At 62.2% G+C, this 25,244-nt stretch carries 23 protein-coding genes; 14 read left to right on the forward strand and 9 right to left on the reverse strand.

The features are described 5' to 3' along the window. Window positions 1-49 precede the first annotated feature (49 nt). From C2L64_RS34800 to C2L64_RS53555, 3 genes are all read right to left on the reverse strand, one after another. A complete protein-coding gene (locus C2L64_RS34800) occupies window positions 50-1,237 on the reverse strand; it encodes an FAD-dependent monooxygenase (protein WP_007584596.1) in 1,188 nt (395 codons plus the stop codon). Between the two features lie 226 nt (window positions 1,238-1,463). Next, window positions 1,464-2,042, reverse strand: coding sequence for a UbiX family flavin prenyltransferase (locus C2L64_RS34805; protein ID WP_007740728.1), 579 nt, complete (start codon window positions 2,040-2,042; stop codon window positions 1,464-1,466). A 46-nt stretch (window positions 2,043-2,088) separates the two neighbouring features. Further along, window positions 2,089-2,340 carry a hypothetical protein gene (locus C2L64_RS53555; protein ID WP_131542635.1) on the reverse strand — a complete coding sequence of 84 codons (252 nt, stop codon included), beginning with the start codon at window positions 2,338-2,340 and terminating at the stop codon, window positions 2,089-2,091. A gap of 12 nt (window positions 2,341-2,352) precedes the next feature. Here C2L64_RS53555 and C2L64_RS34810 point away from each other — a divergent pair, with 12 nt between their 5' ends. The 4 genes from C2L64_RS34810 (at window position 2,353) to C2L64_RS34825 (ending at window position 8,183) form a co-directional block, all read left to right on the forward strand. Further along, the gene (locus C2L64_RS34810; RefSeq protein WP_007584598.1) at window positions 2,353-3,444 is read left to right on the forward strand and encodes a porin; all 1,092 of its coding nucleotides are present in this window, start codon (window positions 2,353-2,355) and stop codon (window positions 3,442-3,444) included. Between the two features lie 228 nt (window positions 3,445-3,672). Further along, the gene (locus C2L64_RS34815) at window positions 3,673-5,055 is read left to right on the forward strand and encodes an MFS transporter (RefSeq protein WP_007584599.1); all 1,383 of its coding nucleotides are present in this window, start codon (window positions 3,673-3,675) and stop codon (window positions 5,053-5,055) included. A 138-nt stretch (window positions 5,056-5,193) separates the two neighbouring features. After that, on the forward strand, window positions 5,194-6,543 hold the full coding sequence (locus tag C2L64_RS34820) for an MFS transporter (RefSeq protein ID WP_007584600.1): 1,350 nt from the start codon (window positions 5,194-5,196) through the stop codon (window positions 6,541-6,543). Between the two features lie 23 nt (window positions 6,544-6,566). Next, window positions 6,567-8,183 (forward strand): methyl-accepting chemotaxis protein, encoded by a 1,617-nt coding sequence (locus C2L64_RS34825; protein WP_007584601.1) that lies wholly within the window; start codon window positions 6,567-6,569, stop codon window positions 8,181-8,183. A gap of 24 nt (window positions 8,184-8,207) precedes the next feature. Here the strand turns inward: C2L64_RS34825 and C2L64_RS34830 are convergent, their stop codons facing one another. Next, complete coding sequence (locus C2L64_RS34830; protein ID WP_007584602.1) at window positions 8,208-9,509, reverse strand: aspartate aminotransferase family protein; 1,302 nt, start codon at window positions 9,507-9,509, stop codon at window positions 8,208-8,210. A 104-nt stretch (window positions 9,510-9,613) separates the two neighbouring features. On the opposite strand from C2L64_RS34830, the gene C2L64_RS34835 reads away from it, so the two are divergent. Next, entirely contained in the window at window positions 9,614-10,471 is an 858-nt protein-coding gene (locus tag C2L64_RS34835; RefSeq protein ID WP_007584608.1) for a LysR family transcriptional regulator, read from the forward strand. 30 nt (window positions 10,472-10,501) lie between these two features. Here the strand turns inward: C2L64_RS34835 and C2L64_RS34840 are convergent, their stop codons facing one another. Next, window positions 10,502-11,356 (reverse strand): hypothetical protein, encoded by an 855-nt coding sequence (locus C2L64_RS34840; protein WP_039900829.1) that lies wholly within the window; start codon window positions 11,354-11,356, stop codon window positions 10,502-10,504. 175 nt (window positions 11,357-11,531) lie between these two features. Between C2L64_RS34840 and C2L64_RS34845 the strand changes: the two genes are divergently transcribed. After that, window positions 11,532-12,062, forward strand: coding sequence for a helix-turn-helix domain-containing protein (locus C2L64_RS34845; RefSeq protein ID WP_007584610.1), 531 nt, complete (start codon window positions 11,532-11,534; stop codon window positions 12,060-12,062). After that, entirely contained in the window at window positions 12,062-12,472 is a 411-nt protein-coding gene (locus C2L64_RS34850; RefSeq protein ID WP_007584612.1) for a VOC family protein, read from the forward strand. The genes C2L64_RS34845 and C2L64_RS34850 overlap by 1 nt, the downstream gene beginning before the upstream one ends. A gap of 129 nt (window positions 12,473-12,601) precedes the next feature. Here the strand turns inward: C2L64_RS34850 and C2L64_RS34855 are convergent, their stop codons facing one another. Continuing rightward, entirely contained in the window at window positions 12,602-13,597 is a 996-nt protein-coding gene (locus C2L64_RS34855) for an aldo/keto reductase (protein WP_007584613.1), read from the reverse strand. Window positions 13,598-13,885: 288 nt separating this feature from the next. On the opposite strand from C2L64_RS34855, the gene C2L64_RS34860 reads away from it, so the two are divergent. Genes C2L64_RS34860 through C2L64_RS34870 form a run of 3 tightly spaced genes read left to right on the forward strand, consistent with a single transcriptional unit; the run spans window position 13,886 to window position 17,976 of the window. Beyond that, window positions 13,886-14,296 carry a response regulator transcription factor gene (locus tag C2L64_RS34860; RefSeq protein ID WP_007584616.1) on the forward strand — a complete coding sequence of 137 codons (411 nt, stop codon included), beginning with the start codon at window positions 13,886-13,888 and terminating at the stop codon, window positions 14,294-14,296. Then, a complete protein-coding gene (locus C2L64_RS34865) occupies window positions 14,293-16,497 on the forward strand; it encodes a PAS domain-containing sensor histidine kinase (protein WP_086908985.1) in 2,205 nt (734 codons plus the stop codon). The genes C2L64_RS34860 and C2L64_RS34865 overlap by 4 nt, the downstream gene beginning before the upstream one ends. 6 nt (window positions 16,498-16,503) lie before the next feature. Next, window positions 16,504-17,976, forward strand: a complete 1,473-nt coding sequence (locus C2L64_RS34870) for an aminotransferase-like domain-containing protein (protein ID WP_007584620.1) — start codon at window positions 16,504-16,506, stop codon at window positions 17,974-17,976. Between the two features lie 133 nt (window positions 17,977-18,109). Here C2L64_RS34870 and C2L64_RS34875 read toward each other — a convergent pair whose 3' ends face one another. Then, on the reverse strand, window positions 18,110-18,409 hold the full coding sequence (locus C2L64_RS34875; protein ID WP_007584622.1) for a hypothetical protein: 300 nt from the start codon (window positions 18,407-18,409) through the stop codon (window positions 18,110-18,112). A 453-nt stretch (window positions 18,410-18,862) separates the two neighbouring features. Between C2L64_RS34875 and C2L64_RS34880 the strand changes: the two genes are divergently transcribed. The 3 genes from C2L64_RS34880 to C2L64_RS34890 are packed head-to-tail and all read left to right on the forward strand — an operon-like array spanning window position 18,863 to window position 21,535. Beyond that, the gene (locus tag C2L64_RS34880) at window positions 18,863-20,374 is read left to right on the forward strand and encodes an efflux transporter outer membrane subunit (protein ID WP_007584624.1); all 1,512 of its coding nucleotides are present in this window, start codon (window positions 18,863-18,865) and stop codon (window positions 20,372-20,374) included. A gap of 42 nt (window positions 20,375-20,416) precedes the next feature. Then, a complete protein-coding gene (locus tag C2L64_RS34885; protein ID WP_007584626.1) occupies window positions 20,417-20,617 on the forward strand; it encodes a DUF1656 domain-containing protein in 201 nt (66 codons plus the stop codon). 18 nt (window positions 20,618-20,635) lie between these two features. Next, complete coding sequence (locus C2L64_RS34890) at window positions 20,636-21,535, forward strand: efflux RND transporter periplasmic adaptor subunit (protein WP_007584628.1); 900 nt, start codon at window positions 20,636-20,638, stop codon at window positions 21,533-21,535. A gap of 2 nt (window positions 21,536-21,537) precedes the next feature. Here the strand turns inward: C2L64_RS34890 and C2L64_RS34895 are convergent, their stop codons facing one another. After that, window positions 21,538-21,792 (reverse strand): hypothetical protein, encoded by a 255-nt coding sequence (locus C2L64_RS34895; protein ID WP_007584630.1) that lies wholly within the window; start codon window positions 21,790-21,792, stop codon window positions 21,538-21,540. A 307-nt stretch (window positions 21,793-22,099) separates the two neighbouring features. Between C2L64_RS34895 and C2L64_RS34900 the strand changes: the two genes are divergently transcribed. Further along, complete coding sequence (locus tag C2L64_RS34900; protein ID WP_007584632.1) at window positions 22,100-24,253, forward strand: FUSC family protein; 2,154 nt, start codon at window positions 22,100-22,102, stop codon at window positions 24,251-24,253. 20 nt (window positions 24,254-24,273) lie between these two features. Here C2L64_RS34900 and C2L64_RS34905 read toward each other — a convergent pair whose 3' ends face one another. After that, a complete protein-coding gene (locus C2L64_RS34905) occupies window positions 24,274-25,224 on the reverse strand; it encodes a LysR family transcriptional regulator (protein ID WP_007584634.1) in 951 nt (316 codons plus the stop codon). Window positions 25,225-25,244 lie beyond the last annotated feature (20 nt).

Below are 25,244 nucleotides of genomic sequence, written 5' to 3' on the forward strand. Positions count from 1 at the left end.
CTTGTAATGCGGTTCGTACAGGCTGTCGCTGGATTCGGCGTGTGCCGTATCAGACTTCGACGCTATCGACGTCGTATTCGAACAGCCAGTTGTAGCGCTCTTTCACACGCTCCTCGCTCCATTCGCGATCCACATAGGCGGCTGCGCCTTCCGCGTGCGCAAGCTGCGGATTGTGAAAGCGCGTCGCATTCGCCGCGGAGCCGCGCACCACGCGCGCCGTGCGGTCGAGCCGCAGTGCTTCATAGCGTTGCAGCGCGAGAGGCACATCGTCGGCGTAACGTTCGAGGCAGCGTGCTAGCAGGTAACCGTCTTCGATCGCCATGCCCGCGCCTTGCGCGAGAAACGGCAGGGTCGGATGACAGGCATCGCCGAGCAGCGTTGCGTGGCCGTGGCTCCAGCGCGCCATTGGCTCGCGCACCATCAGCGCCCACTTGTACGGAATGTCGATGGCCGAGATCAGCGTGCGCACGTCTTCGTGCCAGCCGTCGAAATCGGCGAGGCATTCGTCGAGCGTGCCGCGCTCGGACCACGATTCAACCTGCCAGCCGGATTTTTCGATTGCGCCGACAAAGTTGATCAGCTTGCTGCCGCGCAGCGGATAGTGAATCACGTGTGCGCCCGGCCCGACCCAGTTCGCGCCGTACGACTCGCGCAAATGTTCGGGGAGCTTCGACGCGTCGATCACGCCGCGCCACGCCATCACGCCGGAAAATACCGGTTCGTCGGGACCGAACAAGGCGCGACGCACGCGCGAATGCACGCCGTCCGCGCCGATCAGCAGATCGCCTTCGCAGGTTTCGCCGCTGACTGCCTGCACGACGACCTTGCCGTTATGCTGCGAAAACCCTTCCACCTTGTGATTGAGCCGGATCGCGTCGGGCTTGAGCGCGCGCACGACGTCGGCGAGTTTTTCATGCAGGTCGGCGCGATGCAGCGTGAAATAGGGGAAGCCGTACGTCTCGCGGGATTCCGCGCCGAGGTCGAAGAGGCGCCAGGTCTGCCCGGTGTTCCAGAGCCGAACGCGCTTGCCGAGCGGCTCGCATGCAAGACCTTCGAGCGCATCGCCGACGCCAAGCCGAAACAGCACGCGCGTCGCATTCGGACTCAGCTGTACGCCCGCGCCGATTTCCTTGAGCGCCTGTGCCTGTTCGAACACCGTGACATCGAAACCTTTTTTCAATAGCGCGGCCGCGGCCGTCAATCCGCCGATACCGGCGCCTGCAATAACTATCTTCATTCGACGATTCGACCTCTTTCGTAATGGGCGCTTTTTATCGACGTTGCTTATCAATCAATCGATAATATTTGTGAGTGACTAACCCGGTGAAATCGGAAATCACTTTAAATCAGCGAATCACGCGAAAGAAGCAAATTAATCCGAATGGATCATCAATGAAATTTGATAATTCGCAGACGCCTGGGATAAACCCTTTATCGGCGGAAGAAAGCGGGTCGTTGCGCGCTCACATACCCCAGCGCTGCACCGTCGCGGTGTCGAGTCCGAACAGATCGAGCACGCGGCCGAGCGTGTGATCGACCATGTCGGTCAGCGATTCCGGGTTCGCGTAGAAGGCGGGCACGGGCGGATAGACGATCGCGCCCGCTTCCGTCACGGCCGTCATGCTGCGCAGGTGGCCGAGGTGCAGTGGCGTTTCGCGCACCATTAGCACGAGACGGCGGCGCTCCTTCAGCGCGACGTCGGCGGCGCGCGAGAGCAGGCCTGCCGTCATGCCTGTCGCGATCTCCGACAAGGTCTTGATGGAGCAGGGCGCGACGATCATGCCCATCACGGGAAACGAGCCGCTCGAAATGGACGCGCCGATGTCGGTGTTCGAATGGCAGACGCTCGCCATCGCGCGGATGTCGGCGACGTTGTAGTCCGACTCGTGCGCGAGCGTGACCTGCGCGGAGCGGCTCATCACGAGGTGCGTTTCGATGTCGAGCTTGCGCAGCAGTTGCAGCAGCCGCACACCGTAAATGACGCCAGACGCGCCACTGATGCCGACCACCATGCGCCGTGGCGGCATGCCTCTCATATCCATAAGATTCTCCCGAATGCCAATCCTGGTTCGCGTGACGCGGCGGATGTTAGCACCCGGTTTCTGCTAAAAGAAGCGTAAAAGGCGATTTAATCCCCGCTCCTGGTGTTTTTACCGATCCATTAAAAGCTTTGTTCGTTTTGTTCGATTGGTTGATAAATAATTCGCGATTCAAAGCCGTAAATACGTTGGATACACTCTCGGCAACATATGGCAGACCACGGGCATCCGGGTACGGATTCGCTGCACGCGCCAGATGGGGATCAGCCGGCACGCAGCCGGCTGGCGACAATAAAGACATTGGAGACACTGGTTGAAAACGACGAGTCTGCTGGTAGGCGGTTGTGCGGTCGCGCTGAGTTGCCCTGCGTTCGCGCAGTCATCGGTGACGCTGTACGGGAGCATCGACGTCGGCGTCGATCTCGTTACGAACTCGCACGGCGCGCATCTGTATCAGGAATCGGCGGGCAAGCGCACGCCGGATCGGTTCGGCTTTTTGATCAAGGAGGATATCGGCGGCGGCAACACGGTGTTCGCGCGGCTCGAATCGGGCTTCCTGACCAACACGGGCGCGCAGATCAATCCGACGAGCTTCTTCAATCGCGACGCGTACGTGGGCATTTCGAACGACCGGTTCGGCTCGCTGAGTCTCGGCCACATTCCCGACTACGTATACGAATACGTGGGCGGACTGAACAACTCGGTGCCCGGCATCTCGTCGTTCTACACGGTCGGCAATCTGGACGGACTCGCGAACACCCGCGCGCTCGACAATTCGGTGAAGTACGAGACGATCGATTTCCGCGGCTTTCAGGCGGGCGTGATGAACAGCTTCGGCAATCAGACCAACTTCAGCGACGGGCGCCAGTACAGCATCGGCGCGCGCTACCAGAATGGCACCGTGAAACTGGGCGCGGCGTATACGATGTCGCACAACCGCACCGCCGACCTGTTCGGCACGTTCGGCGTGACGTCGGTGCTCGGCCAGACCCTGAAGCAGGGCGTGCAGTTCAACGCGGAACGGTACAGCACGATTGCCGTCGGCGGCTCGGTCTCGGTCGGCGATTTTATCCCGCACGCAACGTTTACCGACGTGAAGCTCGAAGATCCGCAGGGCTCGGTGACGGAGCGTAACTACCAGGTCGGCGTGAACATCGATCTGAGCGGCGGCAAGCGCTTCTACGTGCTGGGGATCTCGTACAACCGCTCGATGTTCGAAGGGCTGACGTACAACCAGTACAACCTGTTTCTGACCCATTACCTGTCCAAGAGCACGCAGATTTACGCGGGCGCCGGCTTGCAGCGCGCGTCGGGCACGGGCGCGAAGGCCGAGCAGTTCGGCTATCAGCCGTCGAGTTCGAGCGCGCAGACGGTTGGACGCATCGGTATCAATCACATGTTCTGATGCGTGTGGCTGGAGGCGATATGGCGTGAGGACGGCTGTGGAGCGGGGAAGGGCAACGGGGTAGGGCTTTCTTCACCTTTTTCGATCTGATCATCGAGATTTTTTGATTCTGTCGCTTGCCGGCGGGCCGTATATTGAGGCTCCCGGCGGCGGCGCCAAAGGCAAGCAGCACGGGGCGGCGGCGCGCAGCAAACGCGTTGCCGGCCGATCAGGCACATTGGAACGCACATGCAAGCAGACCGCACATTCAACATATCGACTCTCATCGAAGAGCAAAAGACAGGACGTTTCGCCGTTGGCCTGCTGTTCTGGTGTTTCCTGATCATGCTGATGGACGGCTACGACCAGACGGCGGTTTCGTTTGCGGCGCCCGCGATCATCAAGGAGTGGCACGTCGCGCGTGGCGGCTTCGGTCCTGTATTCGGCGCGGGTCTGTTCGGCACGCTGATCGGCTCGTTCATCTTCGGCTATTTCGGCGACCGTTTCGGCCGCAAGCGGGCCATCGTCTCGGGCAGTCTGTTCTTCGGGCTGCTGACGCTGGTGTCCGTGTGGGCGACGTCGTTGCCGGAGTTGATGCTGCTGCGATTCATCGCGGGGCTCGGCATGGGCGGCGTGGTGCCTAACTCGGTTGCGCTGGTGGCCGAATATGCACCGAAGCGTTTGCGCGCGACGTGGGTCACGCTGATGTTCTCCGGTTTCTCGATCGGTGCGGGCTCGGGCGGTCTGGTTTCGTCCGCGTTGATTCATCGCTATGGCTGGCCCGTGATGTTCGTCGTGGGCGGCGTCGGCTCGCTCGCGGTTGCGCTGCTGCTGATCGTCATGCTGCCGGAATCGGCGAAGCTGCTGGTCGTGCGTGAGCGCGGCATCGAAACGGTGCGCAAGCTGGTCGCGCGTCTGCGTCCCGATATCGCGTTGCCCGCGGACGCGCAATTCGTGCCCGGCGAAGTGCAGGAAAAGAAGCGCTTCGTGCTCAAGCTGATCTTCTCGGACGGCCTGCGCGGCATTACGCCGCTTTTGTGGATCGTCTTCATCGTCAATTCGATGGCGCTGTATTTCTTGCAGAACTGGTTGCCGATCCTGATGGAAGGCGTCGGCATCAATCCGCAAAGCGCGGGCCTCATCACGACGATGTTCTCGGTGGGCGGCGTGCTCGGCGGGCTGATTCTGTGCCGCTTCGTCGATCGTCATGGCGTGCTGGCCATCATTTCGCTGCCGGCGATTGGTTGCCCCGTCGTTGCGCTGCTGGGGCACGGCATGTCCGAAGCGTGGCTGATGTTCGCGGTGTTCGCGACCGGCTTCTGCGTAGTCGGCGCACAGTACGGGTTGTACGCGGTCGCGGGCATGATCTATCCGACGTCGTTCCGCTCGGCGGGCGTGGGCAGCGCGATCTCGGTTGGCAAGATCGGCTCGGTGTCCGGTCCCGTGATAGGCGGCATTCTGCTGTCGATGCATCTGCCGTTCGCGCAGATGTTCTACGCGGCGTCCGGCCTGTTCCTCGTCGCGACCATCTTTTCGACGGTGCTGGCTGTGCTGTACAGGGCGCGGTTCGGCGAAGAGCACGGCAAGGACAACTCTGCCATCAAGATGCGCTCCGCGTTGGGCGATTCCTGATCGCCGCGCGCGCCTAGCAACGCGCTCGTTTTTTCTAGACTTGTCGATGCCTGATGTCAGGCTCGCTTCGGCGAGCCGGCGTCCGGCCGTCCCCGCTCGTCTTCCTGGCCTGATGCGATCTCCCTGGATAAAGCAGCGATGAATACCGTCTCGCAGACCACTCGCACCATCGACGTGACCGCGCTGATCGAACGGCAAAAACTGCGCGGCTTCTCGTTGTGCCTGATCGCATGGTGTTTCCTGATCGTGCTGATCGACGGCTACGATCAGGTGGCCGCGGCGTATGCGGCGCCGACCTTGATTCGCGCGTGGCACGTGAATGCCGCTGAATTCGGCCATGTGTTCGGCGTCGGCCTGTCTGGCGTGCTCGTCGGTTCGTTGCTGCTCGGTTTTATCGGCGATCGCATTGGACGTCGGCTCACGATCATTTATGGCTCGCTGTGGTTCGGCATCTTGACGTATGCATGCAGTGACGCGACGTCGCTGGATCAGTTGACCGTGCTTCGATTCTTCGCGGGCATCGGCATGGGCGGCGTCGTGCCGAATACGGTCGCGCTCGTGTCCGAGTACGCGCCGAAGGCACGCCGCGCGACGTGGATCACGCTGATGTTCTCGGGCTTTTCGATTGGCGCGGGCGGCGGCGGGGCGATTGCATCGTGGCTGCTGCCGCGTTACGGCTGGCCCGTGCTTTTCGAAGTCGGCGGCGTGGCGGCTGTCGTGGTCGCCGTCGCGTCGGTCTGGTTGTTGCCCGAATCGGTTCGCTTTCTGATACTCAATGGCCGCGCGGTGCGGCACATCTCGCGCATCGTGGGCCGGCTCGACCCGCGTATCGAACGAAGCGGCGCGGACGTGCGCTACGTCGTCGACGATGAAAAGCGTGTGCGCGCGACGCCGCTTGCGTTGTTCAGCAACGGCCTCGCCCGCGTGACGCCCTTGCTGTGGGTGCTGTTCGTACTGAACTCGCTCGCGCTGCATTTTCTGCAGAACTGGCTGCCGATTCTCTTCAGTATGAGCGCACTGCCAGCGGCGCAGGCTGCGAAAGCCGCGATGATGTTCCCGGTGGGCGGCACGGTCGGCGCGCTCGCGTTGAGTCGCTGCGTGGACCGTTACGGAGTCGCGGTGATCCTCTTGCTCGCGATGGTGGGTCTTCCCGTGTGCATATCGCTTGGCATGCCGATGCCCGCGCTCTGGCTATATGGCGCGTCGTTCATGAGCGGCGTGTGCGTGATCGGCTGCCAGTTCGCGCTCTATGCCGTGGCGGGCATGCTCTATCCGACGATGCTGCGTTCAGCGGGTGTGGGCTCTGCTATCGGTGTCGGCAAGCTTGGGTCGGTGGTCGGTTCGGTGCTTGGCGGCGTGTTGCTGGCGATGCATTTGCCTGTGGCGCAGCTCTTCCTGAACGTGTCGGGTGTTTTCGTGTTCATCGCGTTGCTGTCGGTGTGGCTGGGTTGGAACCGGCGACGCGATGCAGCCCAGTCGATCGCGTGATCGCTCAGTCAAGGGTTCATACGATGCTATCCACTCTCACCGCCGATGCCGCCGCGCTCACGTCCTCTTTCGCCGAAGCACCCGAAGCGCGCCGCAAGACGATGTCGCTGCAACAGCGCATCGTGTTGACGATGGCACTGCTGGCCTTGTTGATGACGGCCATCGGCGTGCTCGGGCTGACGGGCGCGTGGCGCGCGAACCGTGCCAACCGCGACACCTACGAGAACAAGTTGACAGCGGCCATGCATATCGGCAATGCCGAATTGCTGATCGCGCGCACGCGGCTCGTGCTCGGCGGCGCGATGGCCCAGGCGGACACCGCGCGTGCCACGGAACAGATTCGCCATGCCGACGGCTTCTTCGTGCAATCGGATGAGGAATGGCGCAGCTTCGTAGCCGGAGTGCACGAAGCGGGCGAGGCTGCATTGATCGAAGCAGCGGGCCAGCGCCGCGAAGCGCTGCACCGTGCGATGCGCGCCTTCGTCGATGCACTGAAAGCAGGTGACCGCACGAGTGCCGAACGCATCGGCACGTTGCAGCTGAGCGGGCTGTTCAACGACATGAGCGCCGCCAACGACGTACTGAAGCGCGCGCTCTTCGCGAACGCAAAGCGCAGCTACGACGATGCGGAGCGCTATTTCAGGCTGTTCGTCGTCGCGTCGACGGCGATGATCGCATTCGGCATCGCGGCGGCGGCATTCAGCTGGCGCTCGCTGCGCCGCGCGATCATGGCGCCGCTCGGCGACGCGCTGACGCACTTCGACGCGATCGCCGCAGGCGATCTCAGCCGCGCTATTCCACGTCATCGCGCCGATGAAATGGGACAGTTGCTCGACGGTCTGCGGCAGATGCAGGTCCGGCTATCGCACACCGTGACGGCAGTACGCGATAGCTGCGAATCGATTGGCACGGCGGTCGGCGAAATTGCGGCGGGCACGCTCGATCTATCGTCGCGTACGGAAGAGCAGGCCGCCTCGCTCGAACAGACGGCGGCAAGCATGAGCGGCCTCACCGACACGGTGCGGCAGAACGCGGTGCGCGCGCGTGACGCCTACGCGATCGCCGACGAAGTGGCGAACGCGGCGAACGAAGGCAATGTCGCCGTCGATCAGGTGAGCAGCACAATGGCGCGGATCCAGGCGAGTTCGCGCAAGATCGCCGATATCACCGGGATCATCGAGGGCATTGCGTTTCAGACCAACATACTCGCGTTGAACGCCGCGGTGGAAGCAGCAAGAGCGGGCGTACACGGACGAGGTTTCGCGGTCGTCGCGTCTGAAGTGCGTTCGCTTGCGCAGCATGCGTCGACGGCTGCGAGAGAAATCGGTGTGCTGGTGGCGGATTCAGTGGGCGCGGCGGCGGACGGCTCGACGCTCGTCGCCGACGCTGAACAGTCGATCCGGGCCGTGCTCGACGCAGCCGGTCGTGTCAGGGAAATGATGAGCGGCATCGCCGCCGACGCCGAAGAACAACGCACCGGGATCGAGCAGGTGGATGCGGCGCTCGGCATGATGGACTCGATTACCCAGCAGAACGCGGCGCTCGTCGAGCAGGCCAGCGCGGCCGCTCAGTTGCTCGACGAGCAGTCACGCGACCTGACGCGGCAGGTCGCGGTGTTTCGGGTGGGCGGCGTGGCGTGACGCGCGTTGTCCGTGCTCGACGAACTACGTCGACCGCCGAATCGCCTCTCCCAGCAACTCCAGACCCAGATCGATCTCTTCCTCGGCCACCGTCAACGGCGGCGCGATCCGGAACACGCCGCCCATGCCGGGCAACTGCACGATGTTCATGCTGAGCCCCAGATTCATGCACTCGCGCGTGATCTTCGCGCCGAGTCCATCGGCGGGTTCTTTTGTGCGGCGGTCCTTGACGATTTCCATGCCCAGCAGCAAGCCGCGTCCGCGCACATCGCCGATGCACTCGAAGCGCTCCATCAGATCCAGCAGCCCGCGTCTGAGCCGGTCCCCAATAACATTGGCCCGCGCGACCAGTCCTTCGCGCTGAACCACGTCAAGCACGCGCAGACCGACTGCAGCAGGCAGCGGATCGGAGACGTGCGTCGTGTAGAACAGGTAGCCGAGTTCGTGCGCGCGCTCTTCGATTTGCGCGGACGTCACGATCGCCGCGAGCGGCAAACCGGCGCCGAGCGTCTTCGACAGCGTGAGGATGTCCGGCGTGACGCCGTCGCGCTGGCAGGCGAACATCGTGCCCGTGCGGCCGACGCCCGTTTGCGCCTCGTCGAGGATCAGCAGCATGCCGCGCTCTTCGCATTTGCGCTTGAGCGCCGCCATGTAGCCTTCGGGAAGCTCGATGATGCCGCCCGAACTGAGGATCGGCTCGGCGATAAAGGCCGCGAGGTTGCCACTCGACTGACGATCGATGAGATCGAACGCGTAGTCGAGTTCAGCGAGGTAGTCGTAATGGCCGTCGCGCTCGAAGCGCGGCCGGTAGAGAAACGGCGCGGGGATTGCGAACGAGCCGACGGCAGCGGGACCGACACCCTTGCGGCCCGCGCTATAGGTGGCGGACGCGGCGGCGCCCGTCATGCCGTGCCAGGACTGCGCAAAGCCGACAATTTCATATTTCCCGGTGACGAGCTTCGCCATGCGAATGGCCGCTTCGTTCGATTCCGCGCCCGTGCTGAGCAATAGCGCGCGGTCGAGTCCGTCGGGTGTGATGTCGGCCAGCCGGGTCGCCAGATCGACGACCGGGCGCGAGAGCATGCCGCTGAACAGGTGGTCCAGCTTGCCGGCGTACTCGCTTATCACCGACACGATCTCGGGGTGGCTGTGCCCCAACACCGCGCTCATCTGTCCCGACGTGAAATCGAGGATCGCGCGACCATCCGCGTCGTAGACGAAACTGCCCTGCGCGCGCTCGATGATCATCGGTTCGAACGTGCCGCCGTAGCGGATCAGATGCTGTCTGGCGTTGTGCCAGAAGGCTGCGTCGTTGTTGTTGGACACCGTGCTTCTCCTCGCCGATGGTGGGAATAGCTTGCAGTCTAGGCGGCTCTCTGGTTTTATAGAATCGAATAGTTCTAATGTGAGATAGAAGAGGATCTAATACCTTGAGTCTTTCTCTTGAGATCGATCTGTTGCGGTCGTTTGCCGTGATAGCCGAGGTGCGGGCGCTCAGCCGCGCGGCCAGCCGCGTCGGACGGACGCAGTCCGCGTTGAGCCAGCAGATGAAGCGGCTCGAGGAAATCGTCGATCAGCCGCTCTTTCAGCGCACCGGCCGGGGCGTGGTGTTGACGAATCCCGGCGAGCGTCTGCTGATTCACGCGCAACGCATCTTGCGGCTGCATGACGAGGCGATGGCCGATCTGTCCGGCAAGGGGCTGTCGGGAACGATCCGCTTCGGTTGTCCGGACGATTACGCCGCTGTGTTTTTGCCGCCGTTGTTGCGGCAGTTTTCGAGCCAGCATCCGCATGCGCTGGTCGAAGTAGTGTGCGGGCCTACGCCACGATTGCTGGAACGACTGGAAAAGCGCGAGGTGGACCTCGCGATGATTTCATTGCCCGAAGGCGGTGCGCACGACGACATCATTCGACGCGAGCAACTCGTCTGGATTGGTTATCCGGGGCTGGATTCGGCGGATTTCGATCCGTTGCCGCTGGCGCTCTCCGACCCGGACACGCTCGATCACATCGCCGCCCGCGAAGCGCTGCAACGCACGGGCAGGGCTTACCGCATCGCGTATGCGAGCAGCAGTCTTGCGGGTCTCACTGCGCTGGTTCGCTCGGGGCAGGCGTTCGCCGTCATGACGCAGACGGCGGTTCCCGCGGATCTGAGCGTGCTCAATGCGGATGCCGGGCTTCCGGCATTGCCTGCCATCGGTGTTTCGCTGAAGTTCGCGAGGGCGCGTCCGTCGCTGTTGACGGCGGCGTTTGCGGAGCACATCCGGTTGCTGCTGCCGATGCTGTGATGGGCGGCGCGCTATCTTTCGCCCGTCCGCCTACTCCTCGTCATCCATCCGCTTGAGCGTAGTCGAGTACTGCTCGTAACCGGGCTTCTTCGTGGCAACGCCGTTCTCGTCGAGATTGACGGGATCGATTCCCGTCAGATGCGAAGCGATACGCGTATGCCCATTTTCGGTCACGTTGTAGAGCAGATGGCCACTGTCTTCCACAGGTTCACTGTCGCCTTTCTTCATGTTGTAAAAGCGATAAGGATGATTGGTTCGATACGCGAAGTTCTCGACCGGCCCGCTCTTGACCGGCTTGCCGGGCTTGCTGGGCGGATTGTGGTCGGTGGCAACGAGCCGATGATCCACGCCTTCGATCTTGCCTGACGGCAGCGTATCGAAGTGGCCGGTTTGGTTGCGAAACTTCAACTCGTCGCGCAGGGTGGCTTTGTCTTTGTCGGAAAGAACCGCAACCGTGCTATTCGTCAAACGGGGGTTTTCGGCAAGTCGCTGTTTCGCTTTGGCCTTCGCCTCATCGTCAGTCGAAGCGAGATGCCTGTCGCCGAAGTCGTCGCTGACGAAGTCGGTCAATGACGTCTGGCTATCGAAATAGCGCCCTTTCGGCGAGCTTGCGCGCGAATCCGATGTTGAGAAGCTCGTGCGGCGAAAGGATGCCGAACTGCCGGAATCGGACTCGTCGCCGGACGATTCGGCATCGCTCGACGATGAACCCTCGGACGAGATCGAACTGGTACTGCCTCTGCGTGCGAGCAACGGACTGAATTGCGACGGCGGCGCGGACCGTCGAGTCTGATTGTCGCGCGCCGCTTTATCGTCTTTCGTGCCGGTATGCGTTGCGGGCAGCGATGCCTGTTGCCCCGTTCCTGTCACTCGACTCTTGAACATGCCGACCTCTCTTTCCAAAGTAACAGCGACGTGCTGCCTTGATTGGATAGTCTTCGATTCGAAGCGATGACAGGCGCGTCGACGCGAACGGCAGCGGCATCGCACGAAGCAAGCGCCGCTTTGCGGGTGCTGGCGTTCGGCCTAAACTAGCCTTTCGTTCCCCGTTCCCGAACCCATGCCAGCTTGCCACGACCACGACGCGCACTCGTCGGCCGAACCGGTCGATGATCCATTGCAAGATCCGGCTTTGCTGCGCCGCCTGCTACGCGCCAAAGACCACATGGACGCAGCCTCGCACGAGGCCTGGCCCATCGAGCGCCTCGCCGGGATCAGCGGTGTTTCCACGGCCCATTTCGCTCGCTGTTTCAAACGCGCCTTCGGCGTTCCGCCGCACCGATACCTGCTGACACGGCGCATCGAACAGGCCACGACGCTGCTGCGCGACACTGAGCTCGCCATCACGGAAATTGCCTTCGCCACCGGCTGGGAGAGCCTCGGCACGTTTGGCCGCACGTTTCGCGACGTGACGGGCCGAAGCCCCAGCGCGATGCGCGTCGAGGCGCGCGCCAACGGGTATCAGCTTGCCCGCGTGCCGGCGTGCATTCTGAAGGCCGCGCAGCGGCCGGACCTCACCACAGCAGTTTTGGAGAAGCGTCGCCGCAAGGCCAAAGGTACATTTCGGCAACCAATCGAGGAGGTGTCGTGATGAACCAGGGAATCAATGTAGTGGGCCTGTATGTCGACGATCAGGACGAAGCACTCGCGTTCTATGTCGACAAGCTGGGATTTCGCGTCCACACGGACGTGCGCAACGGCGCGTATCGGTGGCTCACGGTGCAGCATCCGGAACAGCCTTCGTTTCAACTCGGCCTGTTCACGCCTGGCCCGCCCGTGCATGACGAGGCCACGGCTCAGACTTTGCGCGCGATGGTCGCAAAGGGCGCCATGCCGCCCCTCGTACTCTCGGTGGCGGACTGTCGCGCGAGCTATGCGCAACTGAAAGCGCGGGGCGTCGAATTCATCCAGGAGCCGGTAGAACGCTTCGGCAGCGTCGATGCGGGTTTCCGCGACCCCGCCGGCAACGGCTGGAAAATGATCCAGGCCCCCGCGACTTAGCGAGATCACGCGCGCCACGCTGGCGCCAGACGCCAGGTGTTCGCGGGCATGAACTACCACTGGTAAGCATGCATCGAACTCGCTCGCGAAGCAGCGGCGCACGCCGCCGTTCCGCGAGCGAGAAGACGCCTACTGAAAGCCCACCACGTCGTGCGGCACATACGGCGCTTCGAGCGACGCCAGTTCATCCGCAGTGAGCTTCACACCGAGCGCCGCAATCGCATCATCCAGATGCTGCGCCTTCGACGCGCCGATGATCGGCGCGCTCACGCCCGCCTTGCCGATCACCCACGCCAATGCCACCTGCGCACGCGGAATGCCGCGCGCCTGCGCGATCTTCGCGACCGCTTCGATCACGCGACGATCCGCGTCCGCCGTCTTGTCGTAAAGGCTGTTGCCGAACGAGTCGGATTGCTGGCGTTCGGTGGTCTCGTCCCAGTCGCGCGTCAGACGGCCGCGCGCGAGCGGGCTCCACGGAATCACGCCGATCCCTTCGTCCGCGCACAGCGGCAGCATCTCGCGCTCTTCCTCGCGATACAGCAGGTTCAGGTGGTTCTGCATCGTCACGAAACGCGTCCAGCCATTTCGCTCCGCCACGTGCAGCGCCTTCGCGAACTGCCACGCGAACATCGACGACGCGCCGATATAGCGCGCCTTACCCGCCTTCACAACGTCGTGCAGCGCCTCCAGCGTTTCTTCGATCGGCGTGGCGTAATCCCAGCGGTGGATCTGATACAGGTCGACGTAATCGGTGCCAAGACGCGACAGGCTCGCGTCGATGGACTGGAAAATCGCCTTGCGCGACAGGCCCGATCCATTCGGCTTCTTCGCGTCGGCGCGGTTGCCCATCGGAAAGAACACTTTGGTCGCGAGCACGATTTCGTCGCGGCGCGCGAATTCCTTCAACGCGCGGCCGACAATTTCTTCCGACGTGCCGTCCGAATACGTGTTCGCGGTGTCGAAGAAATTGATGCCCGCGTCCAGCGCCAGGCGGATCAGCGGGCGGCTTGCGTCCTCGTTCAGCGTCCACGGGTGCGGGCCTCGCTCGGGTACGCCGTACGTCATGCAACCCAGGCAGAGCGGGGAGATATCGAGTCCGGTGCGGCCCAGTTTCACATAGTCCATCTCATCCTCCGTGCGGTTCGGCATTCGATTATGTCGCAATTCGACGAAAGCCCGCTTCCGCCACGCCTCGCAGGCTGACTGAAAAGATTGCTGCGCGTGCGTTGCGTGCCGTGCGAATAGAGAAATACCGGGTGGAACGAGGGATCCACGCGTCCCCCGGCTCCGATAATCGGTTCCATGCAGGCTGTCGATCACGACAGCGACGATCTATCCAGTCGCGCGCTGCAGGCCATCAACCGTTGACGGGCCATCGAGCGCGCGGCGCTTCATTGTTGAAGGGCCCGTGCCGTGTGCAACAACCCGATTGTCTCCATCATCGACGACGATGAGTCCGTGCGCGTCGCGACCTCCAGCCTCGTTCGGTCTCTTGGCTGGAAGGCCCGGCTCTATGCGTCGGCGGAGCAGTTCATGGCGTCGGGCAACCTCGGCGACGTGACCTGCATCATTTCAGATGTGCAGATGCCGGGCATTTCCGGCATCGACATGTACCGGCAGCTCGTAGGACGCGGCGTGCTGACGCCGATCATTTTCATCTCCGCGTTCGCGTCGGAGAAAACCCGCAGGCTGGCTTTCGACGCGGGCGCCGTCTGCATGCTCAGCAAGCCCGTTGACGTGACCGATGTGACACGCTGCCTCGAATCGGTGCGAACGCACGCATCCCGCGCCTCTGCGGCGCAACCGCCGGCGGGAGCGCGATGATCTTGGATGCGTTGCCTATCCTGTCTGCAGGCCGCGTCCGGGGCACGCGCGCGCTCTATCCGGCGGCCGCTGCGATTGCAGCGGCCGTGTTCGTCATCGACGCGTTCACGATGATCGATATCGCCGTCGCCGTGCTGTATGCGACGGTGGTGTTGCTGGTCGCCTCGGCAGGCTCGCGCGCGGCGACGGCCAACGTCGCATGGGGTTGCGTCGCGTTGACGCTGCTGGGATTCATGCTGTCTCACGACGGGCACTACTCGGATGGCTCGGTGGCTCGCTGCGTGGTCAGTCTGCTCGCCATCGCGACCACGTCGATGCTGGCGCTGCGAAACCAGGCGAGCAACGACATGCTGCGCAAGCAGCTCGAAATGCTCGACCTCACGCACGACGCGATCATCGTCTACGACATGGACGACCGCGTTACGTTCTGGAACCAGGGCGCGGAGCGGCTGTACGGCTGGACGGCGCAGCAGGCGATGGGCCAGCCGCTGCACGAACTCACGCAAACGAAGGCGTCGACGATGCCCATCGACGAGATTCGCCGCGAGACCTTGCTTCACGGCGGCTGGCACGGCGAGCTGGAGCGCATACGAAACGACGGCGCGACGGTTTACATCTCCAGCCGCTGCACGCTGTGGCGCGACGACAGGGGCAAGCCGCTCGCGATCCTCGCCACCAGCAACGACGTTACCGCGCGCAAACAGATGGAAGCGGAGTTGCAGCGCCAGCAGGACGAACTGCGCGCGACGATCGACGCGATTCCCGGCATGGTCTGGAGTTCGTCGCGCGACGGCTGCCCCGATTACATGAACCGTCGCTGGAACGAGTACGGCGTGGAGCTTGCCGACGACATTCGCGATATCTGGCAGTCGATCGTGCATTCCGATGACCTTCCCGCGATGCAGGCCGCGTGGGCCGAAGCCGTCGCCACGGGCAGCGCGCTCGAAACGACCGCGCGCATCAGGCGCAAGGATGGCGTGTACCGCTGGATGCACATTGGCGCGGAGCCGCTGCGCGACGCGAATGGGGAAATCGTGCGCTGGTACGGCGTGAATACCGATATCGAAGAGCACAAGCAGACGCAACAGGCGCTCGAACGCAGCGAGGCGTTCCTGTCGGACGCGCAGCGTTTGAGCTGCACGGGCAGCATCGCCACGCGCGTGCCGGAGTGCGACATGTGGTGGTCGGACGAGACGTATCGCATCTTCGATATACCCCGTCACGTGACGCCCACCATCGAGCTGATCGCCGCGCGTACTCATCCCGACGATATCGACGTCGTGAAGCGCACGCACGAACGGGCGCTGGAAGGCGAGTCGCACATCGACAGCGAGTTCCGGTTGCTGCTGACGGATGGCTCGGTCAAGCATGTCCATTACGTCGCGCATCTGTCGGCGCCCGCTTCCGGAAAGGTCGAGTATGTCGGCGCGTTGATGGACGTAACGGACCGCGTGACCGCGCAGGAAGCATTGGACCGCTCGACGGCCGAACTCGCGCATGTCACGCGCGTGACGATGCTGGGCGAGATGGCGGCGTCGATCGCGCACGAGGTCACGCAGCCGCTCGCGGCGATCGTCACGGCAGGCGACGCGGCGGCGCGCTGGCTCAACCGGCCGCGCCCGGATCTCGACGAGGTCGGGCTGTCGATCGGCCACATGACGCGCGACGCGAAGCGCGCCACCGACATCATCCGGCAGATACGCGCGATGGCGCAGAAACGCGATCCGAGTCCTATGCCGCTCGATCTGAATGCGCTGGCGCGAGAGGCGATCGAACTGTTGCGGCGTGAACTGGAAGCGCACGCCATCGAAGTCGAGACAGGCAATCTGCAGCATGTTCTGCGCGTGTCCGTCGACCGTGTACAGATCCAGCAGGTCGTCATCAACCTGATGATGAACGCGGTGCAGGCGATGTCGGCGGTGAAGAACCGCGCGCGCCGGCTGAAGATCGTCACGCACAAGGTCGACGACGGGCATGCGCAATTGCGCGTCGAAGACTCGGGCACGGGCATCAGCGAAGAGAACAGCCGGCGTCTGTTCAGCCCGTTCTTCACGACGAGGAAGGAAGGCATGGGCATCGGGTTGTCGATCTGCCGCTCGATTGTCGAAGCGCATGGCGGGCGCATCTGGGCCGAATCGCAGGAAGGAGAAGGCACGACGATGCAATTCATCCTGCCGCTGGACGTGCATTTTGCTGGATGACAGACTGTGAAGCTATATGAAAAGCTGGCCGACTCTATCGGCGATCAGATCCAGCGTGGCGTGCTGCTGCCCGGTGATCGCATTCCTTCCGTCCGCCAGACCAGCCTGAATCATCACTTGAGCATTACGACGGTGATTCGGGCGTACCTGTTGCTCGAAAGCCGCGGGATGATCGAGAGCCGGCCGCAATCCGGCTACTTCGTGCGCGCCCGCAGCGTCGCGGGGACAAAGCCAGCGCCGCTTCAGGCCGCCACCCCGGATGCGAGCGCGGAACCTTCGCAGATCGATATCAGCGGTCTGGTGCTGTCCACGCTGCAGTCGATTGGCGTCGATGGCGCTGTGCCGCTTGGCTCGCCGTATCCCGATACCGCGCTGTTTCCGCTGCAGCGGATCAACCGCTACGCGCATGCGATTGCGCGTCAACAGACGTTCTGGGGCGTGCCGTCCGAATTGCCGCCCGGCAAGCCCGAACTGATCCGGCAGATCGCGCGCCGTTATCTGGAGAACGGCGCAGCCGTCGATCCCGATGAGATCGTCGTCACGCTCGGCGCGACGGAAGCAATCAATCTCTGCCTTCAGGCGGTGGCGCGGCCCGGCGACGCCATTGCCGTCGAGTCGCCCACGTTCTACGCGATATCGCACACCATCGAGCGAATGGGCATGCGCGTGGTCGAAGTGCCGACCGATCAGAAAACGGGCATCGACGTGAGCGCGCTTGCAAAGCTGATTGAATCGAAGCAGGTCGATGCATGCCTGCTGATGCCGAACTTTCACAATCCGCTCGGCTATCAGATGCCCGACGAGCGCAAGCGTGAACTCGTCGAACTGACGAATCGACATCATGTCCCGGTGATCGAGAATGCCGTCTATAACGAGCTATATTTCGGCGATGCACCGCCGGGCACCTTGAAAAGCTACGACACGCAGGGACTGGTATTGCAGTGTGCGTCGTTCTCGAAGAGCTTGACGCCTGCATTGCGTATCGGCTGGGTACTGGCGGGACGCTATCGCGCGAACATCGAGCGGCTGAAATTGCTCAATACGCTCACCACGCCTTCCAGCGCGCAACTCGCGATTGCCGAGTTTCTGGAGAACGACAGTTACGACCATCATTTGCGACGCGTCAGGCGCACGCTGATGCAGCATGCCAGTCTGATGCGCAGCGCTGTCGAACGATTCTTTCCTGAAGGCACGAAGATGACGAACCCGGCAGGCGGCTATCTGCTATGGGTAGAGCTGCCGCGTTCGACCGATTCGATGCGTCTATACAAAAGCGCGCTCGACAACGGCATCACGATCGGACCGGGCTGCATGTTTTCGAGGTCGGGGAATTTCGGCGACGCGTTTCGCCTGAACTATAGCTATGCATGGACGCCCGAAATCGAAGGCGCAGTCGTCACGCTCGGCAAACTGGCGTCGCGATACGCGGCGCTTCAACGCAAAGAGGAAGGCGAGGAACGGGATCTGGCGATTCGCTGAACGCGTTGATCAGCGTTAATCAGTGCAATGGCGAAGAGAAGATAAAGGATGCAGGTCAGCGGCAGCTTCAAAGAGAAGCGAACCGCTGATGTAAAGGGAAATTCATGTCCAACGCGAGACCGCGCATGGACGATCAGCTGCCGAAGTAGATGTTGCAGTAGCTGACGGGGCCGACACACGAATTAGCGCCCGTGTTGTGCTTGTGGAACAGACCACCCGAGCCGGTTTGCGACGTGCCCGAAGCAACACCGCCGTACGACGTTGCGCCTGTATCACCACCTTGCGCCGTCGTGGCAGCCGGGCCACGTTCCGAAGCAGGCGCGCCAGCGATCGGGTTGTAGTAAGGAGCCGGACCGAAGCCGCTTGCGAAGACAGGAGCCGATACGAAAGCGGTAGCGGCGAGAAGGGCGGCGGCGACAAGTTTGGTTTTCATGGCTGGTACCTCCAGAAACAGTTTAGGGATCGAAAATTCGTTGAACGGATGTGCGTCAACGTTGAAACCAGTCTATAAGGCGAAGCCGAAGAGAATAAGGCCTCTGGTGGGAACGCTTACTTGCCGGATTCGTGAGTAATCCGCAAATCGACATGACGCGTTGTCGAATCTGCGCATGTGGGCCGGTCGATATCGACGAAATCGAGCAAATCTCCTTACCGGATCGCCCCCTTATTCGTGTTTGCGCGCGCTCTTAGACTTTCGCCTTCGATCGACGGGCACGGCGTTGTCCTTACTGTCAGCGTGCATTTCGAATGCGCACGGAAGGATTCCGAAAGTGATCAGGCGCGATAGCCCGTATCGTGTTTCGTGTCTGACCTGGCAAAAACATAAACGCCATTCGTCGGGTTTCTTTGGAGAGGTTGAACTGTGTTGGCGCCAATATGGAAACGAGTGGCCATCGCTACGGTTCTCGGCGCTTCGTTGACATTAGTCGGATGCGCGAGCACAGGTGGCATCCACGCTCAGGCAAAGCATCTGGATCCCGCGTCGCTCGACGCGGGCAATGCGATACGTGCGGCCGATACCGACGCGCAATGGCCCGCATCGGACTGGTGGACCGCGTATGGCGATCCGCAGCTGAATGCATGGATTGCGATGGCCGTGAGCGGCAGTCCGTCGTTGGCGGCGGCACAGGCGCGCATTCGCGAAGCGCAATCGATGACGGGCATTGCCCGTTCGGCGATGGCGCCGCAGGTGAACGGCACGATGTCCGTGCAGCGTCACGGCTGGCCCGACAACGTGTTCTATGGTCCAGGGCCGCTCGCGGATGCGACCACCTGGGACAACACGGCCGCGCTGCAGTTTTCGTATCACCTCGATGTGTGGGGCAAGGACCAGAACAACACGCTCAAGGCGCTCGACTTCGCGCACGCGACGGCGGCGGATGAACGAGCGGCGCAGCTCGAACTCGAAGCGAATGTCGTGCGGACGTATGTCGACCTGTCGCTGAACTATCAGTTGCTCGATATCGCCAATGCCACGCTCGATCAACAGAAGAAGATCGCGGACATTGCGGTGCGGCGTTTCAACGGCGGGCTCGGCACGGAACTCGAAGTCACGCAGGCGCAGACGCCTATTCCCGACTACGAGCGGCGCGTGGATGCCGTCGAAGAATCGATTGCGTTGAACAAGAACCGGCTTGCCGCGCTGGCGGGAAAAGGGCCGGGCGCAGGCGACGCGTTGACGCGCCCGAACCTGTCGATGAACACGCCAATCGGTCTGCCCTCGACGCTCCCCGCCGACCTGATCGGGCATCGTCCCGACGTCGTTGCAGCGAGATGGACGGTAGCGGCGCAGGCGCGCGGCATCGACGTGGCGAAAGCCGAGTTCTATCCGGACATCAATCTGCTCGCATCGGTGGGCGGTTATGCTGCGGCCGGTCCGCTATTCCAGTTCTTCAAATCGATGAGCGGCAGTTGGACAGCGGGCCCGGCACTATCGCTGCCGATCTTCAATGGCGGCCGCTTGCGCTCGCAATTGGGGGCGGCTTCGGCGAGCTACGACGAAGCTGTCGACGGATACAACCAGACTATCGTCAACGCGCTCAAGGAAATTTCCGACGAAGTCGTGCACATGCGTTCGCTACAGACGCAACAGGACGATGCGGAGCGTTCCGTTTCGATTGCGCAGAAGAACTATGACCTCGCGAAAAAGGGCTTCACGCGCGGTCTGACCGATTACGTCAACGTGCTGATCGCGCAGACGCAATTGTTGAACGCGCAGGAAAGCGTCGCGAAGGTTCAGGCGGCACGCCTCGACAATCGGGCGTCGCTCGTGGTCGCGTTGGGCGGCGGGCTGGCGCAACCTTCAGACGGCCCGTCGTCCGATCAGACCGCGCCGAAGGCGAGTCTTCATCCATTTGGACTGGGCGAAAAGCCCGCTGCGCCTGGACTGAGCCAATGACGCGCTTCGAACTCCATTCAAGCTCCACACGGAGAACCCGCCATGCCGCGTGAAATTGCATTCTTCGACACCTATATGCCGAGCCTGATCCTGATCTGCGTCGGCGGCGCGGGTTTGACGTGGCTGCTCGATCGCGCGCTCGCCTATGTGTCGATTTACAAGTTCGTGTGGCATCCGGCGCTCTTTCGCGCGAGTCTGCTCGTGATGGTCTGCGGCGGCCTGAGTCTGTTTGTGTACCGGTGACGAGAACAAGAGGACGAAATGAAAGGCAAGCAAATCGTAGGGGCGCTCGCGACGACGCTGTTCGTTCTGATCGCTGCCGTGGTGGGACGCACGCTATGGGTGCACTACATGTACGCACCGTGGACGCGCGACGGGCGCGTGCATGCCGAGATCGTGACCGTTGCGCCTGACGTGTCGGGCATCATCGTCGGCTTGCCGGTACATGACAATCAGTACGTCAGGAAAGGCGACCTGCTGATGCAGATCGATCCGTCGCACTACGAGATTACCGTTCAGCAGGCAGAAGCCACGGTGGCCGCCCGCAAGGCGGAACTGGCGCTAAGGCGCGACAACGCGCAACGACGCGCGGCGCTCGATAACGAAGTGGTATCGACGGAAACGAAGGAAGACTCGCAGCACACGGCAGACGCCGCACAGGCCGCTTACGAAGAAGCCGTCGCCGCACTCGATGCCGCGAAGCTCAATCTGTCGAGAACCCGGGTCGTGTCTCCCGTCGACGGCTACGTGACGAACCTGACGACATGGCAAGGCGACTACGCGACCATCTCGACGGCGAAGCTCGCCGTGGTCGACGCGCATTCGTTCTGGGTGTACGGGTACTTCGAAGAAACCAAGCTGCCGCACGTGAAAGTCGGCGACAAGGCCGAAATGCGGCTGCTGAGCGGCGGCGTGCTGCAAGGGCATGTAGAGAGCCTTGCGCGCGGCATCTACGATCAGGACAACCCGGAGAGCAAGGAACTGATCGCGAACGTCGATCCCGTGTTCAACTGGGTGCGACTGGCGCAGCGCGTGCCCGTGCGGATCAAGATCGATTCGGTGCCCGATGGAGTCGAACTTGCAGCGGGAACGACCTGCACCGTCGTCGTCAAGAGCGACGACAAGACGCGGCCGCTTTCATTACACGGCGCGACTTTGTGACATCAGGATTCCATCTGGAGAATCTCCTGCCCGAAACGCGTGATGCGTACCGACGTGTCCCGTCTTCCGCATGATTCCAGTTCGACGGCTTCTGCGTCGGCGAGGCCGAAGATGAATCGGGTGGCGAGTTCGAGCGGCAAACCCGTTTGCTCGGCAATGGCTTTCGTGGTGACGAGCTTGCCTTTGGGATCTGTTGCTTGCGCGATCACGCGCAGCAGATTCAGCAGGGTTTCTTCAGTGTATGTGTCGTGTTCCATATGACGTCGCGATGTGTAGCGGGCAGCCGGATGAAAGGGGCTACCTCATGTCCACACAATACCGGCGTGCGCGGCACACAGGATGCACAGTTGCACCGAGTCCCACAGGGGACAGTTGAAACCCGCAGGTAGCGGGCGTTATCGAAAATTCCGTTCGCGCAGGGCAGCGGGGGCGGAATCGAACGTTCAAGATAGTGTCGACTCTCTCCATCGACCCTGATGGATTCGCCCAAGCCCCTGCGGCTTGGGTATTTTTTTAGTCGCTGCAAGGCGAGCATCCCAGGCAACATCGAACAAAGGCTTTTCCATGGAAATGACGGTCTCGCGAGTCGAACGCGCCTGGCTCAGATCGATCCGCATGCACGTGTCGCATTGGGCCGCGACGAACGGCTTGATCTGGCTGCATCTGGCGAAGACATTGACGGCCGCGTTCCTCGCGATGGGCATCGCCATGAAGCTGGAGATCCCCGCGCCGCGAACCGCGATGGCAACCGTCTTCGTGCTGATGCAGCCGCTCAGCGGCATGGTGTTGTCGAAGAGCTTCTACCGCGTGCTCGGTACGGCGGCGGGCGCCATCGCCGCCGTCGCGCTCGGTGCGCTGTTTCCGCAGCAGGCGTCGTTGTACGTCGCCGGCATGAGCCTGTGGGTCGCGCTGTGCACGGCTGCCGCGCTGCGCTACAGGAGTTTCCAGTGGTATGCGTTCGTGCTCGCCGGATACACGGCTGCGCTGATCGGCATTCCGACTGTGCTCAATCCCGATGGCCTCTTTATCGCCGCGCTGAATCGCGCGGCCGAAGTGCTTCTCGGCATTCTGTGCTCGGGCCTTGTCAGCGCGATTGTGTTTCCGCAATGGTCGGGTACGCGGCTCAAGCATATGCGGCGCGAACGCTTCGCCAATTTCTCGAGCTTTGCCGCGCGGTCGCTGAGCGAAGAGATCGACGCGGCCGTTTTTCGGACCCAATACGGCGAATTCGTCGATAGCGTGGTGGGCTTCGAAACGACGCGCGCCTTCGCCTCGTTCGAAGACCCCGATATCCGCGCAAGAACGAAACGGCTCGCGCGGCTCAATAGCGACTTCATGGATCTCTGCACGCGGCTGCACGCGTTGCATCGTTTCATGACGCGAATCGGCGCGTCGGACCGGCATCGCATCGTCGACGTCCTCAGGCCGTTTTGTGAGGAACTGGCGCACGCGATTGCCGTGCATCACGATCCTGCGCTGGTGGACGATGTCTACGTCGGTGAAAAAGCGGCCAATGCCGCGGCGTTTCGCAATACGCTATCGAGTCAGGCGCGCGCGGCATTGAACGACACCGGCGAACTGCTGAATGACGAAGAGCAACTCGACTTCGATACGGCGATCGAATTGCTCGACGCCTTTGCATCGGGCTATGTGCGGTATGCGCAAACCTATGTGTCGCTTGCCTACCAGCGGCATGCGCTCGAAGATGCCGAAGTGAAGTACGTGGTCAAGACGAACCGCTACGTGGTCCTGCTCACGTTCGTCACGACGGCCGTGATACTCGGAACGATTGGCGCTTTCTGGCTGTCGAGTGATTGGCCGAGCGGCGGATACGCGATCATTGGCGCGGCGGCGACTGCGGCACTCAGCTCGAATTCTCCGACGCCTGCAAAGTTCTGCATGCAGATGGCAGGCGGCGCCGTCATGGCCACTGCGATGGGCTATGTCGCGCTTGGCTTTCTGTATCCGAACATCACGGGTTTTCCGCTGCTGTGCTTCGTCCTCGCGCCGGTGCTGGGCTTTGGCGCATTTCTCGCCACGCGTCCGAAGCTGACGGGCTGCGGCGTGAGCTTCTGCATCTTCTTTTGCGTGCTGGCTGGGCCCGATAACGTGATCCACTACATGCCGCAGCAGTTATTGAACAATGGGCTTGCAATTACGATCTCGATGCTGGCCTGTGCGCTCGCCTTCGCTGTGGTGTTCCCCGTCGAAATTCCGTGGCGGCTTGCGGCATTGACACGTGATCTGCGCGGACAGGTTCGGCTGACGTGCACGGAGTCTCTCGAAGGCCTGAACGAAGTCTTCCAGTCGAGCACGCACGACATGACGGCGCAACTTCGGGCGCTTTCGCCGCAACATCCGAAGGGCTACGACGACGCATTGCTATGGATGCTGGCCGTGCTCGAAATCGGCCATGCCGCGATCGATCTGAGAACGGGCAACCGGGAAGCGCATTTCGTTTCGATCATACGTCCCGACTGGCAGGCGTTGACGGACAAGACCATGAACGGTCTCGCACGGCTGTTCGACGATCCGTCGCAGTCGAATCTCGCGCAATGCATTGCGGCGATCGACGCGCAAATCAGCGTGACGTGCCGCATGATCGACGAACTATATGGCGCGACGCAGAAGATCCAGCAGGTGCGGCGTATGCGAGCGTGTCTGCGTTTCATGCGCAGCACGCTCGTCGATACGGAAGCGCCGTTTCACTTCGGCTGAAGCAGAAACGTGACGGCCAATCAGGTCGAGCAGAGACTTTCGATAACGGGCTGCTGTAGCGCGGCCTCATCGCGTGTGATCAGCTCGGAGACGTAATCGCGAACGAAGGATACCCACGTCTTCGTGCGCGCATCGACGAATTTGCCTGCGGGATACAGCACATAGATGTTCATCTTCTGCAGCGAGTACTGCGGCAGCACGCGCACGAGGCTACCGTCTTTCAACGCGGGAACGGCCGCATAGGAAGGCAGTGCGCCGATTCCCATGCCGTTGCGTATCGCGACGATCAGCGACTCCGCGATATTGGCCTGCAAAAGGCTGTCGACGTGCACGACTTCCGTGTCGCCGGACTTCTCGAACATCCATTCGCAGGTTGGAAATCCCGGCATGCTGAGCGTCAGGCAATCGTGCATCGCGAGTTCGGAGGGCGCATTCGGCAACCCGCGCGCGCGAACATATTCCGGCGAAGCGCACAGCACGTTGCGCGTAGAACCGAGCGTGTGCGAAATCATCTCCGAGTCGGACAGCGACGACGCCGGAAAAATAGCGACGTCCGCGCCCATTGCGTACAGCGCAGGCGTGCTTTGCGTCAGCGTCAACTCCACGCGCACGTCGGGATAGATCGAGCGATACTTCGAGATCGCGGGAAGAATGTAGTGCTGGCCAATGCTCGCGTAGCTGACGATGCGCAGTGTCCCGGCGGGACGTTGATGCGCTTCGCTCACGGCTTCTTCGGCGCTCGCGATGTCGGAGAGAATCCGCTTGCAGCGCTCCAGATACACCTGCCCGGCAGGCGTGAGCGCGAGACTGCGCGTGGAACGCGTCAGCAGACGGACGCGCAGGTGCGTTTCCAGTTCGGTGACTGCACGCGACATGGCGCTGGGCGCCGCATCGAAGGTCAGGGCGGCAGCCGTGAAGCTGCCGCTTTCGACAACGCGCGTGAATACGCGCATGTTTTGAATCATGTCCATAAGACTCGGATTTCGATTTT

The sequence above is a fragment of the Paraburkholderia hospita genome (assembly GCF_002902965.1).
Lineage (GTDB): Bacteria > Pseudomonadota > Gammaproteobacteria > Burkholderiales > Burkholderiaceae > Paraburkholderia > Paraburkholderia hospita.

Excerpts from the sequence above, each read along its gene's own strand:
- C2L64_RS34825 (WP_007584601.1), top strand. The coding sequence starts at position 6,567 with ATGCTATCCACTCTCACCGCCGATGCCGCCGCGCTCACGTCCTCTTTC.
- C2L64_RS34865 (WP_086908985.1), top strand. The coding sequence starts at position 14,293 with ATGATCTTGGATGCGTTGCCTATCCTGTCTGCAGGCCGCGTCCGGGGC.
- C2L64_RS53555 (WP_131542635.1), bottom strand. The coding sequence starts at position 2,340 with ATGTCTTTATTGTCGCCAGCCGGCTGCGTGCCGGCTGATCCCCATCTG.
- C2L64_RS34845 (WP_007584610.1), top strand. The coding sequence starts at position 11,532 with ATGCCAGCTTGCCACGACCACGACGCGCACTCGTCGGCCGAACCGGTC.
- C2L64_RS34855 (WP_007584613.1), bottom strand. The coding sequence starts at position 13,597 with ATGGACTATGTGAAACTGGGCCGCACCGGACTCGATATCTCCCCGCTC.
- C2L64_RS34900 (WP_007584632.1), top strand. The coding sequence starts at position 22,100 with ATGGAAATGACGGTCTCGCGAGTCGAACGCGCCTGGCTCAGATCGATC.
- C2L64_RS34895 (WP_007584630.1), bottom strand. The coding sequence starts at position 21,792 with ATGGAACACGACACATACACTGAAGAAACCCTGCTGAATCTGCTGCGC.
- C2L64_RS34805 (WP_007740728.1), bottom strand. The coding sequence starts at position 2,042 with ATGGATATGAGAGGCATGCCGCCACGGCGCATGGTGGTCGGCATCAGT.
- C2L64_RS34850 (WP_007584612.1), top strand. The coding sequence starts at position 12,062 with ATGAACCAGGGAATCAATGTAGTGGGCCTGTATGTCGACGATCAGGAC.
- C2L64_RS34890 (WP_007584628.1), top strand. The coding sequence starts at position 20,636 with ATGAAAGGCAAGCAAATCGTAGGGGCGCTCGCGACGACGCTGTTCGTT.
- C2L64_RS34905 (WP_007584634.1), bottom strand. The coding sequence starts at position 25,224 with ATGGACATGATTCAAAACATGCGCGTATTCACGCGCGTTGTCGAAAGC.
- C2L64_RS34885 (WP_007584626.1), top strand. The coding sequence starts at position 20,417 with ATGCCGCGTGAAATTGCATTCTTCGACACCTATATGCCGAGCCTGATC.
- C2L64_RS34840 (WP_039900829.1), bottom strand. The coding sequence starts at position 11,356 with ATGTTCAAGAGTCGAGTGACAGGAACGGGGCAACAGGCATCGCTGCCC.
- C2L64_RS34800 (WP_007584596.1), bottom strand. The coding sequence starts at position 1,237 with ATGAAGATAGTTATTGCAGGCGCCGGTATCGGCGGATTGACGGCCGCG.
- C2L64_RS34875 (WP_007584622.1), bottom strand. The coding sequence starts at position 18,409 with ATGAAAACCAAACTTGTCGCCGCCGCCCTTCTCGCCGCTACCGCTTTC.
- C2L64_RS34820 (WP_007584600.1), top strand. The coding sequence starts at position 5,194 with ATGAATACCGTCTCGCAGACCACTCGCACCATCGACGTGACCGCGCTG.
- C2L64_RS34815 (WP_007584599.1), top strand. The coding sequence starts at position 3,673 with ATGCAAGCAGACCGCACATTCAACATATCGACTCTCATCGAAGAGCAA.